11 protein-coding genes are annotated in these 13,783 nt (G+C 73.2%); 9 read left to right on the top strand and 2 right to left on the bottom strand.

The features are described from left to right. Nucleotides 1–75: 75 nt before the first annotated feature. Nucleotides 76–2,211: an RNA polymerase recycling motor ATPase HelR gene (gene helR / locus Q3W71_RS00330; RefSeq protein WP_302918682.1), complete on the bottom strand. Its 2,136-nt coding sequence runs from the start codon at nt 2,209–2,211 to the stop codon at nt 76–78. Nucleotides 2,212–2,635: 424 nt separating this feature from the next. Further along, on the bottom strand, nt 2,636–3,073 hold the full coding sequence (locus tag Q3W71_RS00325; RefSeq protein WP_302917246.1) for a hemerythrin domain-containing protein: 438 nt from the start codon (nt 3,071–3,073) through the stop codon (nt 2,636–2,638). 151 nt (nt 3,074–3,224) lie between these two features. Between Q3W71_RS00325 and Q3W71_RS00320 the strand changes: the two genes are divergently transcribed. The 9 genes from Q3W71_RS00320 to Q3W71_RS00280 all read left to right on the top strand — a co-directional run bounded on the left by Q3W71_RS00320 (nt 3,225) and on the right by Q3W71_RS00280 (nt 13,734). Continuing rightward, nucleotides 3,225–3,953 carry a metalloregulator ArsR/SmtB family transcription factor gene (locus tag Q3W71_RS00320; RefSeq protein ID WP_302917245.1) on the top strand — a complete coding sequence of 243 codons (729 nt, stop codon included), beginning with the start codon at nt 3,225–3,227 and terminating at the stop codon, nt 3,951–3,953. 3 nt (nt 3,954–3,956) lie between these two features. After that, nucleotides 3,957–4,712 carry a YwiC-like family protein gene (locus Q3W71_RS00315; RefSeq protein WP_302917244.1) on the top strand — a complete coding sequence of 252 codons (756 nt, stop codon included), beginning with the start codon at nt 3,957–3,959 and terminating at the stop codon, nt 4,710–4,712. 323 nt (nt 4,713–5,035) lie between these two features. Beyond that, nucleotides 5,036–5,125 (top strand): potassium-transporting ATPase subunit F, encoded by a 90-nt coding sequence (locus Q3W71_RS00310; RefSeq protein ID WP_302917243.1) that lies wholly within the window; start codon nt 5,036–5,038, stop codon nt 5,123–5,125. Continuing rightward, the gene (gene kdpA, locus Q3W71_RS00305; protein WP_302917242.1) at nt 5,125–6,780 is read left to right on the top strand and encodes a potassium-transporting ATPase subunit KdpA; all 1,656 of its coding nucleotides are present in this window, start codon (nt 5,125–5,127) and stop codon (nt 6,778–6,780) included. Before Q3W71_RS00310 ends, kdpA begins: the two co-directional genes overlap by 1 nt. 20 nt (nt 6,781–6,800) lie before the next feature. After that, on the top strand, nt 6,801–8,993 hold the full coding sequence (gene kdpB, locus Q3W71_RS00300) for a potassium-transporting ATPase subunit KdpB (protein ID WP_302917241.1): 2,193 nt from the start codon (nt 6,801–6,803) through the stop codon (nt 8,991–8,993). Continuing rightward, on the top strand, nt 8,993–9,874 hold the full coding sequence (locus Q3W71_RS00295) for a potassium-transporting ATPase subunit C (protein WP_302917240.1): 882 nt from the start codon (nt 8,993–8,995) through the stop codon (nt 9,872–9,874). Before kdpB ends, Q3W71_RS00295 begins: the two co-directional genes overlap by 1 nt. 73 nt (nt 9,875–9,947) lie before the next feature. Further along, a complete protein-coding gene (locus Q3W71_RS00290; RefSeq protein ID WP_302917239.1) occupies nt 9,948–12,500 on the top strand; it encodes a DUF4118 domain-containing protein in 2,553 nt (850 codons plus the stop codon). After that, complete coding sequence (locus tag Q3W71_RS00285) at nt 12,497–13,177, top strand: response regulator (protein WP_302917238.1); 681 nt, start codon at nt 12,497–12,499, stop codon at nt 13,175–13,177. The genes Q3W71_RS00290 and Q3W71_RS00285 overlap by 4 nt, the downstream gene beginning before the upstream one ends. 101 nt (nt 13,178–13,278) lie before the next feature. Continuing rightward, nucleotides 13,279–13,734 (top strand): DUF4231 domain-containing protein, encoded by a 456-nt coding sequence (locus Q3W71_RS00280; protein ID WP_302917237.1) that lies wholly within the window; start codon nt 13,279–13,281, stop codon nt 13,732–13,734. Nucleotides 13,735–13,783 lie beyond the last annotated feature (49 nt).

Raw genomic sequence — 13,783 nt, 5'->3', positions numbered from 1 at the left:
GGGTACGGGCGACCGCGTCACGGCGCCGGCTCACCCCGCCGGGTCGCCCGCCGACCGCTGGCGGCGGACACGGTGTCAGGAACTGGTCAGGATGACCAGCTGCTGGGTCGCCCGGGTCATCGCGACGTAGCGGTCCACCGCCCCCTCGATGCCGTCGCCGAACGTCTCGGGGTCGACGAGGACGACCAGGTCGAACTCGAGCCCCTTCGACAGCTCCGGGGTCAGCGAACGGACCCGGGACGTCGCGGCGAAGGTGGGATCGCCGATGACGCAGGCGATCCCCTCGGCGTGCGCGGCGAGCCAGGTGTCCAGGATCGGGCGCAGCTCGGCGGTGGACCCGTGGACGACGGGCACGCCGCCGCTGCGGATGGAGGTCGGCACATTGGCGTCCGGGAGCGCCGCCCGGATGACCGGCTCGGCTGCCGTCATGATCTCCTTCGGCGTCCGGTAGTTGATGGTCAGGGACGCCAGGTTGATCCGGTCGAGCCCGATCCGCCCGAGCCGGTCCTGCCACGACTCGGTGAACCCGTGCCGGGCCTGGGCGCGGTCGCCGACGATGGTGAAGCTCCGGGACGGGCAGCGGAGCAGCAGCATCTGCCACTCCGCGTCGGTCAGCTCCTGGGCCTCGTCCACGACGATGTGCGCGAACGGGCCGGCGAGCCGGTCCGGCTCGGCGCCGGGCAGTGCGCCGTCGTCGACCAGGGCGTCCTTCAGGTCCTGCTGACGCAGCATCGTCATCAGGCCTTCGCCGTCGTCGTACGCGTCGGATGCGATCAGGTCGTCGACGACCTGGTCCATGTGCTCCCGCCGGGCGGCCACGGTGGCCTCGTGCCGGTGCCGGCGTCGGGACGCCTCCGGGTCGCCGAGCCGCTGCCGGGCCGCGTCCAGCAGCGGCAGGTCGGACACGGTCCAGGCGCGGGGGTCGTCGCGCTGTAGCGTCCGGATCTCGTCCGCGCTCAGCCAGGGGGCACATGTGCGCAGGTAGGCGGGGACCGACCAGAGGTCTCCGACGAGGTCGGCCGGGTCGAGCAGCGGCCAGGCGCGGTTGAAGGCCCGGCGTAGCTCCGCGTTGCGCAGCAGCGACCTGCGGACCAGCTCCTCCGGCTCGTCGCCGTCGTACCTGTCCGTCAGGATGGTGAGCAGCTCCTCCCAGATCTCGTCGCGCGCCTCGTTGTGCGGGGTACCGGGATCCGGTGCGTCGAACGCCTCGGCCCAGTCGTCGGCGGTCAGCCGGATGTCGGAATCTTCGGTGCTGACCGTCATCCCCTTGCGGGGCGGCTCCTCGTAGAACCGGACGGCCGCCTCGATCGCCCGCACCAGGTCGGCCGACGACTTCAACCGGGCCACCTCCGGGTCGGTCTCCACGGTCGCCGCGGCGCCCTCGGGGACGAGGTCCCGCAGGGTGCAGATCTGCACGTCCTCCTCGCCGAGGCTGGGCAGGACGTCGGCGACGTAGGCCAGGTAGGGCTGGTGCGGACCGACGACGAGCACGCCGCCCCGCCGGCTGCCGAGCCGCGGGTCGGCGTAGAGGAGGTACGCGGTGCGGTGCAGCGCGACGACCGTCTTCCCGGTACCCGGACCGCCGTCCACCACGAGCGCGCCGCTCGAACCGGCGCGGATGATGGCGTCCTGGTCGGCCTGGATGGTGCCGAGCACGTCCCGCATCCGGTTCGACCGGCTGCCGCCGAGGCTGGCGATGAAGGCGGACTGGTCGTCGAGCGCGGCGGCGTGCCCGTCGAACCCGTCCGGGCTGAACACCTCGTCCCAGTAGTCGGTGATCCGGCCCTTCGTCCAGCGGTACCTGCGGCGGCTGGCCAACCCCATCGGGTTGGCGTGGGTCGCGCCGAAGAACGGCTCGGCGGCGGGGGAGCGCCAGTCGAGCAGCAGCCGACGCCCCGAGCTGTCGGTGAGGCCACGCCGTCCGATGTACACCGGCTCGGGGTCGTCGGCGCTGACCATGTGCCCGAGGCAGAGGTCCAGACCGTAGCGACTCAACGTACGCAGGCGGGCGGTCAGCCGGCGGATCTCCTGGTCCCGGTCCACCGCCTGCCGGCCCTTGCCGCCGGGCGCCCTGCGCGCCGCGTCGAGGCGGTCGGTCAGGTCGGCGAACACCTGCTCCAGGCTCTCCGCCATGGCCGCGAAGTGCTGCTCGTCGCGGCCGATCAGCGCTGGGTCGGCCTTGGCGGCGAGCTGGTCGGGCAGGTCGAACACGCTGCTGGTCGGGGGAGCCGTGTCGCCGGCCGCGCGGCCTCCGGCGCCACCGGCCGCGGGTCCCGCCACCGGTCCGCCATCCCCATCCGCCCCAGACGTCGACAAGACGGTACCCATATCGCAATTCCCCCCAATTCCCGAGGTTTCTGACCTCGGCCAGCGATTCTGCGGCACGACCCGGGTCTTGCGGCAAGCCCCCCGGTCCGCTATACCTTGAAAATGGAGGGGAGCGATTCCCTCTTTTTTCGTGCCCGTCGACCCTCCCGGAGACCCTCCGCACTCACGCCGCGACGGCACGCCGCGGACGGCGGCGCGACGGCGTGCCACGGCGGTCCGCCGGCCGGGGAGGATCGCCTGGGCCTGGCCCTACCGGCGCGGACCCGCTCCGATCGCGGCCGGTCCGCCGGATCGCGGTGCCCGGGTGCTACCGGGACGCGCCAGCCGGTGGGGTGATCCGGTCCCAGGCCGGGATCGGCAGCGCGATCACCGCCGCCGGGAAGAGGCCGTGCTCCTCGTTGTCGATGTGCCGGTGCAGCCGGTCGAGGGCGGCCAGCACGGCCGGCCAGTCCGGCGCGGCGCGGTCCACCCCGCCGAGCACGCCGTGGATGTCGTCGTGCTCGGCGCAGAGCTTGGCCACCGCGTCGGCCAGGCTGCCCTCCTCCCGCAGCGCCACGAAGAGCCCCTGCTCCTCGGTGGCGGTGTGCGGCAGCAGGAGGTCGAGCAGGTCGTCGAGGGCCGCGTACGGGTCACCGCCGTCGCGTACCGCGGTGCGGAGCCGGCCGGCGGCGTTGGCGATCGCCTCGTGCTCGGCGGAGAGCCGACCGATCAGCGGGAACTCGCGGCAGCCGCAGTAGTTGCACACCGCACTCACCTCCCGGTCCGGTCGGACGTCTGCCGGCATCGTCCGCCCGGCGGGCACCCCGCCGGCAGGGCCGGACGACCCGGAAGACCGGGACCGTCGGCCCACCGCTGGCGGGTTTTCGCGGGCCTACTGCCTTGTAACGTTGGTCAGCGTGGAAACGCCGAGAAACGGGCCGGTCGGCGAGCGGATCGATCCCCGCCGCCATCGGGCGCTCGGCGCCGCCAGCCGGGCCGAGATCCTCGACCTGGTGCGCAACGCCGACACCGGGCTGACCATCGCCGAGGTGGGGGAGCGGACCGGGCTGCACCTGTCCACCGTCCGCACCCACCTGGACCGCCTGGTCGACGCCGGGCTGCTGGTCCGGGCGCGGGCCAGCGGTGGCCAGCCGGGGCGGCCGGCCTGGCGCTACCGGGCCGCCACCGTCGCGGCGCCCGCCCCGGCGCCGTACCGGGCGCTCGCCGCCGCCCTGCTCGACCACCTCTCCCGCCGCGACCCCGGCGCGGCTCGGGCCGAGGCCGTCCACGCCGGCCAGGGCTGGGGGCGCCACCTCGCCGCGGCCGCGACCGCCACCGGCGACGACCCGGTCGACACGTTGCTCGACGTGCTCCGCGGCCTGGGCTTCGACCCCCGCCGGCACCGGACCGCCGACGGGACGGTCGAGGTCCACCTGCGCACCTGCCCCTTCCTGGAACTGGTCAACCGCAGCCCGGACACGATCTGCGCGCTGCACGTCGGTGTGGTCCGGGGTGCGCTCGAACAGGCCGGCGCGCCGGCGACCGGCGCCGTGGTCGAACCGTTCGGCGCACCCGACGCCTGCGTGGTGCGGCTGGCCCTGCCCACGGTCGCCGCCGACCCGGCGCCCGTGCCGTCCGTGAGGTGACCCGTGTCCGCCGCCACCAGCACCGCGCGACCGGTCGGCCCCCGCCGGCGGGTGCGCCGTTTCCTGCCACCGCAGCACGGGGCCTGGGCGATGCTCCTGCTGCCGTACACCGCCGGGGTGGCGCTGGTCGGCCCGCGCTGGCCGCACCTGCCGCTGCTCGGCGCCTGGCTGGCCGGCTACCTGCTGTCCTACTACGCCTTCCAGGCGATCAAGACCCGCCGACCGCGCCGTTTCGCCGAGCAGTTGCTGGTCTACGGCCTGGTGGCCGCGCCGCTGGCGGTGACCGTGCTGCTCGCCCGGCCGGCCGTGCTCTGGTACGCCCCGGGCTACGCCGCGCTGCTGGCGGTCAACGCCGGATACGCCTGGCGCCGCCGGGAGCGCGCCCTGCTCAACGACCTCGCCTCGGTGGCGCAGAGCTGCCTGCTGGTCTTCGTGCTGGCGACCATCGCCGGGGTGCCCCTCGCCGACGTAGTCCCCGCGTTCCTGGCCCTGCTGCTGTACCTGGTCGGCACCGTGTTCTACGTCAAGACCATGATCCGGGAACGCGGTGACGCCGGTTACCTGCGCCTGTCGGTCGGCTTCCACGCGCTCGCGCTGCTCGCCGCGGCGGCGCTGGACCCGCTGCTCGCGCCGGTCTTCCTGCTGCTCCTGATCCGGGCGGTGGTCCTGCCGGGCCGGGGGCTCCGGCCGGCGCGGGTCGGGGTGATCGAGATCGGCTGCTCCCTGCTCGTGCTCGCGGTCGTGCTGATCGCGCTCTGAGCGCCGGCTCGATCGCGCTCTGAGCGCCGGCGCTCCGTCCCGACCCTGACCCGCCCTCCGCGACCCCCTGCACCGGGCCCCGAGGCCGGTTTCACCGGGTGCGCGTGAAAACCGCGTCAATAACCGCGCGGTCGCCGTCACGGTCGCGTCAAAGCCCCTGTCGGCCCGGTTCGGGCGGCGCTTTGATTGCCCGGCGCGGCCGGGAGGCGGCCGCGGGAACTCGTCCGGTTGGAGGAGTCAGGCGTGTCTGACGTGCTGTTCGTGGGGTTGACGGTGGGGCTGTTCCTGGCCCTCGCCCTCCTGGTGCGGGCGGTGGAGAAGCGGTGAGCGCGGTCAACGCCGTCGGCCTGGTGCTGGCGATCGGTGTGGGTGTCTTCATGGTGGTCGCCCTGCTGTTCCCGGAGCGCTTCTGATGACCATGACAACGGCCGGTGCCGCCTTCGTCCTGTCGCTGGTGGCGGCGCTGGTCGCCGTGTACAGGCCGTTCGGCGACCACATCTACCGGGTGGTCGCCGGCACCCGGCAGTCCCGCGTCGAGCGCGGGATCTACCGGCTGGTCGGGGTCAACCCGGCCGCCGAGCAGACCTGGGGCGTCTACGCCCGCAGCGTGCTGGCCTTCTCGGCCGTCTCGCTGCTGTTCCTCTACCTGTTCCAGCGGGTGCAGGACCGGCTCTGGCTCTCCCTGGGTTTCGACCCGGTGGTGCCGCACGGAGCCTGGAACACAGCGGTGTCGTTCGTGACCAACACCAACTGGCAGTCGTACTCGGGTGAGTCGACCATGGGTCACCTCGTGCAGATGGCCGGCCTGGCGGTGCAGAACTTCGTCTCCGCGGCGGTCGGCATCGCCGTCGCGGTGGCCCTGCTGCGCGGCTTCGCCCGGCACCGGACGGAGCAGTTGGGCAACTTCTGGGTCGACCTGACCCGGATCACCGTGCGCATCCTGCTGCCGGTCGCGGTGCTCGGCGCGCTCGCGTTGATGATCGGCGGGGTGGTGCAGAACCTCTCCGCCGGCACCGACGTGAGCACGCTGACCGGCGGCAGCCAGACCATCACCGGCGGGCCGGTGGCCAGCCAGGAAGTGATCAAGGAGCTGGGCACCAACGGTGGTGGCTTCTACAACGTCAACAGCGCCCACCCGTTCGAGAACCCGACGGCCTGGACCAACTGGATCGAGATCTTCCTGATCCTGTTGATCCCGTTCAGCCTGCCCCGGGTGTTCGGCCGGATGGTCGGCCAGAACCGCCAGGGGTACGCGATCGCCGCCGTCATGGCGATCCTCGCGCTGACCAGCGTCACCCTGACCAACGTCTTCGAGTCGACCGGCCACGGCACCGTGCCGCAGGCGGTCGGCGCGGCGCTGGAGGGCAAGGAGGTCCGCTTCGACGTGTCGAACTCGGCCACCTTCGCCGCGGCGACCACGCTGACCTCCACCGGCGCGGTGAACTCGTTCCACGACTCGTACACCGCGCTGGGCGGGATGATGCCGCTGGTCAACATGATGCTCGGCGAGGTCGCCCCGGGCGGCGTCGGCGCCGGCCTCTACGGCCTGCTGGTACTCGCGGTGGTCACGGTCTTCGTGGCCGGGCTGATGGTCGGCCGGACGCCGGAGTACCTCGGCAAGAAGATCGGCGCCCGCGAGATCAAGTTCGCCGCGATCTACTTCCTGATCACCCCGACGCTGGTGCTGATCGGCACGGCCGCGGCGTTCGCCACCGGCAACAACGCCACCGCGCTGAACGTCGGCCCGCACGGGCTGTCGGAGGTGCTCTACGCGTTCACCTCGGCCAGCAACAACAACGGCTCCGCCTTCGGCGGCATCACCGTGAACACCACCTGGTGGGACACCGCGCTCGGACTGTGCATGCTGCTCGGCCGGTTCCTGCCGATCATCTTCGTGCTCGCCCTGGCCGGTTCGCTGGCCCGGCAGCAGCCCACCCCGGCGTCCGAGGGCACCCTGCCGACCCACCGACCCCTGTTCGTCGGGATGGTCGTCGGCGTCACGGTCATCCTCGTCGCGCTGACCTTCCTGCCCGCCCTCGCGCTCGGCCCGCTGGCCGAGGGGCTCTGATCTCCATGAGGAACGAGAACATGTCCGTCCCGTCGGTGACATCGGGGGCCGGCGACGCGCCGACCGCCGGGACGCCCGCGACCCGGGGCAACCGGGTCGGCGGCGACCTGCTCGACCCGAAGCAGCTGTTCCGGTCCCTGCCGGACGCGCTGCGCAAGCTCGACCCGCGCACGCTCTGGCGCAACCCGGTGATGCTGATCGTCGAGATCGGCGCCGTCTTCACCACCGTGCTCGCGGTCGCCGACCCGTCGGGGTTCGCCTGGGCGATCACCGGGTGGCTCTGGCTGACGGTGCTCTTCGCCAACCTGGCCGAGGCCGTCGCGGAGGGCCGGGGCAAGGCCCAGGCGGCCACCCTGCGCCAGGCCAAGCGGGACACCGTCGCCACCCGCCTGATCGGCTGGACCCCGGGCCTGCCCGCGAACCGGTACCGGGACGAGGCCGTACCGGGCCCGGAGCTGAAGCAGGGCGACATCGTCCTGGTCGAGGCGGGCGGGATCATCCCGGGCGACGGTGACGTGGTCGAGGGCATCGCCAGCGTCGACGAGTCGGTCATCACCGGCGAGTCCGCGCCGGTGATCCGGGAGTCGGGCGGCGACCGGAGCGCGGTCACCGGCGGCACCCGGGTGCTCTCCGACCGGATCGTCGTGCGGATCACCCAGCAGCCCGGCGAGAGCTTCGTCGACCGGATGATCGCCCTGGTCGAGGGGGCCAACCGGCAGAAGACGCCGAACGAGATCGCGCTGAACATCCTGCTCGCCGCGCTCACGATCATCTTCCTGCTCGCGGTGGTCACCCTCCAGCCGCTGGCGGTCTTCTCCAAGGGCTACCAGGCGGCGGCGCCGGACACGACAGCGATCACCGATGCCGGCGTCAGCGGTGTGGTGCTGGTGTCCCTGCTGGTCTGCCTCATCCCCACCACGATCGGTGCCCTGCTGTCGGCGATCGGCATCGCCGGCATGGACCGCCTGGTGCAGCGCAACGTGCTGGCGGTCAGCGGCCGGGCGGTCGAGGCGGCCGGCGACGTGAACACCCTGTTGCTGGACAAGACCGGCACGATCACCCTGGGCAACCGCCAGGCCGACGAGTTCCTGCCCGTCGAGGGCGTCGCGGCGGCGGACGTGGCGGACGCGGCGCAGCTCGCCAGCCTGGCCGACGAGACCCCGGAGGGGCGCTCGGTGGTGGTGCTCGCGAAGAACGAGTACGGGCTGCGCGAGCGCGAGCCCGGCGTCATGCCGCACGCCACCTTCGTGCCGTTCACCGCCCAGACCCGGATGAGCGGCGTCGACCTCGGCGCGGAGAGCGTCGACGGCGGCGTGCGCCGGATCCGCAAGGGCGCCGCGGCGGCGGTGCTGGCCTGGGTACGCGACAACGGCGGGCACCCGAGCGGCCAGGTCGGCGAACTGGTCGACGCGATCAGCGGCAGCGGCGGCACCCCGCTGGTCGTCGCCGAGCACCTCGACGGCCAGCCGGCTCGCGCGCTCGGCGTCATCCACCTCAAGGACGTGGTCAAGTCCGGGATGCGCGAGCGGTTCGACGAGATGCGCCGGATGGGCATCCGGACCGTGATGATCACCGGTGACAACCCGCGGACCGCCAGGGCGATCGCCGACGAGGCCGGCGTGGACGACTTCCTCGCCGAGGCCACCCCGGAGGACAAGCTCGCCCTCATCCGGAAGGAGCAGCAGGGCGGGCGGCTGGTCGCGATGACCGGCGACGGCACCAACGACGCGCCGGCGCTGGCCCAGGCGGACGTCGGGGTGGCGATGAACACCGGCACGTCGGCCGCGAAGGAGGCCGGCAACATGGTCGACCTCGACTCCGACCCGACCAAGCTCATCGAGATCGTCGAGATCGGCAAGCAGTTGCTGATCACCCGGGGCGCGCTGACCACGTTCTCCATCGCCAACGACGTGGCGAAGTACTTCGCCATCATCCCGGCCATCTTCGCCGGCCTGTACCCGAGCCTGGACGCGCTGAACGTCATGCGGCTGGCCAGCCCGGAGACGGCGATCCTGTCCGCCGTCATCTTCAACGCGATCATCATCGTCGCGCTGATCCCGCTCGCCCTGCGCGGCGTGCGGTACCGGCCGGCGAGCGCGTCGAAGCTGCTCAGCCGGAACCTCTGGCGCTACGGCCTGGGCGGCCTCCTCGTGCCGTTCGTCGGTATCAAGATCATCGACCTGTTCGTCCAGCTCATCCCGGGGATCTCCTGATGCGCCTTCCCAGCTGGCTCGCCCAGCACCTCGCCGCCCTGCGGGCCCTGCTCGTCTTCACCGTCCTGCTCGGCCTGCTCTATCCGCTCGCCCTGGTCGCCGTGGGCCGGCTCCCCGGTCTCGACGGCAGGGCGGCCGGCTCCCTGGTCAGCGCCGACGGGCGGACCGTCGGCAGCCGCCTGATCGGGCAGTCGTTCACCGACGCCGACGGCAACCCCGTCCCGCGCTACTTCCAGAGCCGCCCGTCCGCCGCCGGCGACGGCTACGACCCCACCGCCACCGCGGCCAGCAACCTCGGTCCGGAGAGCGTGGTGGACACCATCGCCACCGACCCCGAGGAGTCCACGCCGAGCCTGCTCACCCAGGTCTGCGCGCGCAGCAAGGCGGTCGGCGCCCTCGACGGTGTGGACGGCGGCCGCCCGTTCTGCACCCCGGACGGGGTCGGCGCGGTGCTCGCGGTGTTCCGCGCCGACGGGCTCACCGGCCCGGTGACCCGGGCGGTGAGCGTCAACCAGACCGCCCCGGCCACCCCGTTCCTCGCCAGCTACCAGGGCGTCCCGGTCGAGCTGGCCGAGCCGGGCCGGGACTACGTGGCGGAGGGCGGCATCGTCACCCCGATCCGGGGCGACGCGCCCGCGGAGCCCGCGGTGCCCGCCGACGCGGTCACCGCCAGCGGCAGCGGCCTCGACCCGCACATCTCCCCGGCGTACGCCGAGTTGCAGGTCGACCGGGTCGCGCGGGAGCGTGGCGCGGACCCGGACGCGGTCCGCCGCCTGGTCGCGGCGCACACCACCGGCCGGGCGCTCGGCTTCATGGGCGAGCCCGGGGTCAACGTGCTGGAGCTCAACCTGGCCCTGGACCGGGAGTTCCCGGCCCGCTGAGCCTCCGGTCGCGCGGGCGGGGCCTCCTCGGCGGCCCCGCCCCGTACCGTCATCGCAGCGAGAGGATGGTCCCGTGCCACGAGGAGAGCTGCGCATCTACCTGGGCGCCGCCCCGGGCGTCGGCAAGACGTACGCCATGCTGGAGGAGGCCCACCGGCGGGCCGAGCGGGGCACCGACGTGGTGATCGGGCTGGTGGAGACGCACGGGCGCAAGCACACCGCGGCGATGATCGGCGACCTGGAGCAGGTGCCCCGCCGCGCCGTCGAGTACCGCGGCGCCGAGTTCGCCGAGATGGACGTCGACGCGGTGCTCGCCCGCCGGCCGCAGGTCGCCGTGGTCGACGAGCTGGCGCACACCAACGTGCCCGGCTGCCGCAACGGCAAGCGCTGGCAGGACGTGCAGGAGCTGCTCGACGCCGGCATCGACGTGCTCTCCACGGTCAACATCCAGCACCTCGAGTCGGTCAACGACGTGGTCGCGCAGATCACCGGGACCGTCCAGCGGGAGACGGTGCCCGACGAGGTGGTGCGGGCCGCCGAGCAGGTCGAGCTGGTCGACATGACCCCCGAGGCGCTGCGCCGGCGGATGGCGCACGGCAACATCTACCGGCCCGACAGGATCGACGCGGCGCTGGGCAACTACTTCCGGGTCGGCAACCTCACCGCGCTGCGCGAGCTGGCGCTGCTCTGGCTGGCCGACAAGGTCGACGAGCAGCTCGGCCGCTACCGGGACCAGCAGGGCATCGCCGAAACCTGGGAGGCCCGGGAACGGGTGGTCGTGGCGCTGACCGGCGGGCCGGAGGGGGAGACCCTGATCCGCCGGGCCGCGCGGATCGCCGCCCGCGGCAAGGGCGCCGACCTGCTCGCCGTGCACGTGGCCCGCAGCGACGGCCTGGTCGGCGCCGACCCGGCACGGCTGGCCCGGCAGCGGGTGCTCGTGGAGAGCCTCGGCGGCACGTACCACCAGGTCCTCGGCACCGACGTGCCGGCCGCGCTGCTGGACTTCGCCCGCGGCGTCAACGCCACCCAGCTCGTGCTCGGCGCCAGCCGGCGCGGTCGCTTCGCCCAGGTGTTCTCCCGGGGCGTCGGGGTGACCACCATCGCCCAGTCCGGCGCCATCGACGTGCACCTGGTCACCCACACCGAGGCCGGCCGCGGGCGCCGGACCGTCGGGGTGCCGGCGGCGCTGTCCCGGCGCCGGCGACTGCTGGGGTACGCCCTCGCCGCGCTCGGCCTTCCCCTGCTCACCCTGCTGCTCAGGGTCCTGCCGGACCTCACCCTGGCCAGTGACATCCTGCTCTTCCTGGCCGGCGTGGTCGCCGTCGCGCTGGTCGGCGGGCTCTGGCCGGCGCTGGTCGCCGCGCTCGGCGGCTCGCTGATCCTCAACTGGTTCTTCACGCCGCCCTTCCACACGCTGACCATCGCCGAGCCGGACAACCTGCTCGCGCTGGCCGTCTTCGTCGGGGTGGCGGTCTCGGTCAGCTGGGTCGTGGACGTCGCCGCTCGGCGTACCCGGGAGGCCGCCCGTGCCGCTGCCGACGCCCAGACCCTCGCCACGGTGGCCGGTGGGGTGCTGCGCGGCGGGCGGCCGCTGACCGCGCTGCTCGACCAGCTCCGCGAGACGTTCGGGCTGCGCGCCGTCAGCATGCTGGAACTCGCCGAGGAGGCCACCGGACGGCCGGCCCGCACCCGGGAGGAGCGGGCCTGGCGGGTGGTGGCGAGCGTCGGCGAGCGGCCGGCGACCACCCCGGACGCGGGGGAGACGACGGTGCCGGTCGACGAGCGGATCACCATCGTGCTCACCGGCCGCCGGCTGGCGGCCGCCGACCGGCGGCTGGTCGAGGCGTTCGCCGCCCAGGCCGCGGTGGCGCTGCGGCAGGAGCGGCTGGCCGAGGAGGCGGCGACGGCCCGGCCGCTGGCCGAGGCCGACCGGATGCGGACGGCGCTGCTGGCCGCGGTCAGCCACGACCTGCGTACCCCGCTCGCCTCGGCCAAGGCGGCGGTGACCAGCCTGCGCAGCCCGGACGTGGAGTTCGACGAGGAGGACCGGGCGGAGTTGCTGGCGACCGCCGAGGAGTCGCTGGACCGGCTGGCCCGGCTGGTGGCGAACCTGCTCGACATGAGCCGGCTCCAGGCGGGCGTGCTCGGGCTCACCCCGGCCGCGATCGGCCTGGAGGACGCGGTGCCGCGCGCCCTGGACGAACTCGGGCCGCCGGCCGCGGGCGTCACCGCCGACATCCCGGCCGACCTGCCCGCCGCCACCGCCGACCCCGGCCTGCTGGAGCGGGTGCTGGTCAACCTCATCGCGAACGCCCTGCGGTACAGCCCGCCCGACCAGCCGCCCACGGTGACCGCGAGCGCCCACGCCGGCCAGGTCGAGCTGCGGGTCATCGACACCGGCCCGGGCATTCCGGAGGACCAGTGGGAGCACGTGTTCCTGCCGTTCCAGCGCCTCGGCGACCGGGACAACCAGACGGGGGTGGGGCTCGGGCTGGCGCTCTCCCGCGGGTTGGCCGAGGCGATGGGGGGCAGCCTCACCCCGGAGACCACGCCGGGTGGTGGACTGACGATGGTGCTGCGGCTGCCGGCCGCCAGCCACGGCCTGGTGGAGGGACCACCGGAATGACACGGGTCCTGGTCGTCGACGACGAGCCGCAGATCCTGCGGGCGCTGCGGATCAACCTGCGCGCCCGCCGGTACGACGTCGAGGTCGCCGACACCGGCGCCGGCGCGCTGAAGGCCGCCGCCAGCCACCCGCCCGACCTGGTCGTTCTCGACCTCGGCCTGCCGGACATGGACGGCGTCGAGGTGATCCGCGGCCTGCGCGGCTGGACCGGCGTGCCGATCATCGTGCTCTCCGGGCGGGCCGGCAGCGAGGACAAGGTGGAGGCGCTGGACGCGGGGGCGGACGACTACGTGACCAAGCCGTTCGGCGTCGAGGAGCTGCTCGCCCGGATCCGGGCGGTCACCCGGCGGCTCGGTGCCACGACCGACGCCAGCGCGACGCTGCGGGTGGGGCGGCACACCGTCGACCTCGCCGACCGCACGGTCAGCCGCGACGACGGCACCGAGGTCAGGCTGACCCCGACCCAGTGGGCGGTGCTGGAGAAGCTGCTGCGCCACCCCGGCAAGCTGGTCAGCCAGCGGCAGTTGCTGCACGACGTGTGGGGGCCGGAGTACCAGAACGAGACCAACTACCTGCGCCAGTACATGGCCCAACTGCGCCGCAAGTTGGAGGACGACCCGTCCCGCCCCCGGCACCTCATCACCGAACCGGGAATGGGCTACCGCTTCCGCCCGTGAGGCCGCTTCTTCAGGCCGGCGAGCGGGTGATGGCCCGCTGTTGACCGAACGGGGATCATCGGAATGGTCGGGAGTTCCGAGCGATGGGGTGTGCCATGGTCGTGGAACCGAACGACGCTCGCACCGAGCGTTCCTACGCAGTGGAGGTCGCCGACGGTTCGTACCGGTGGTATCTGGTGGCCGCGAAGCGCTCCCGCCGGTCACACCGGATATCGGAACTCACCACCGTGGTGCTCTCCGCGGCGATCCCGCTCGCCGCTCTGCTCGTGCCGAGTCGCCCGCAGATTCCCGCGATTCTGGGTTCGCTCCTGGTGGTCATCGCGGGGTGCCGCGCGGTGTTCCAGTGGCAGGAGAACTACCTGCGGTTCAGTCAGGCGCGGGAAGCGGTGGAGGAACAGCGCCGGCTCTATCGGGTGGGCGCGCACCCGTACGACGATCCGGCCCTGCGCGACGTCGAACTCGTGAAGGCGGTGACCCGGATCGAAGGCGATGAAATGCAGCGATGGGCGCAAATCGCCCAGGAGCGCGCGGAGCCGGGCCGGTCGTTGCCGAACTAGACGTGTCCTTGAGTCGGATATTTGTAGTCGTTTTCGCATCTGCGGTTTG

This window comes from Micromonospora sp. C28SCA-DRY-2 (assembly GCF_030519475.1).
GTDB lineage: Bacteria > Actinomycetota > Actinomycetes > Mycobacteriales > Micromonosporaceae > Micromonospora.
Note: the sequence above shows the minus strand (reverse complement) of the source record. Positions and strands in the feature narration are given on the sequence as shown.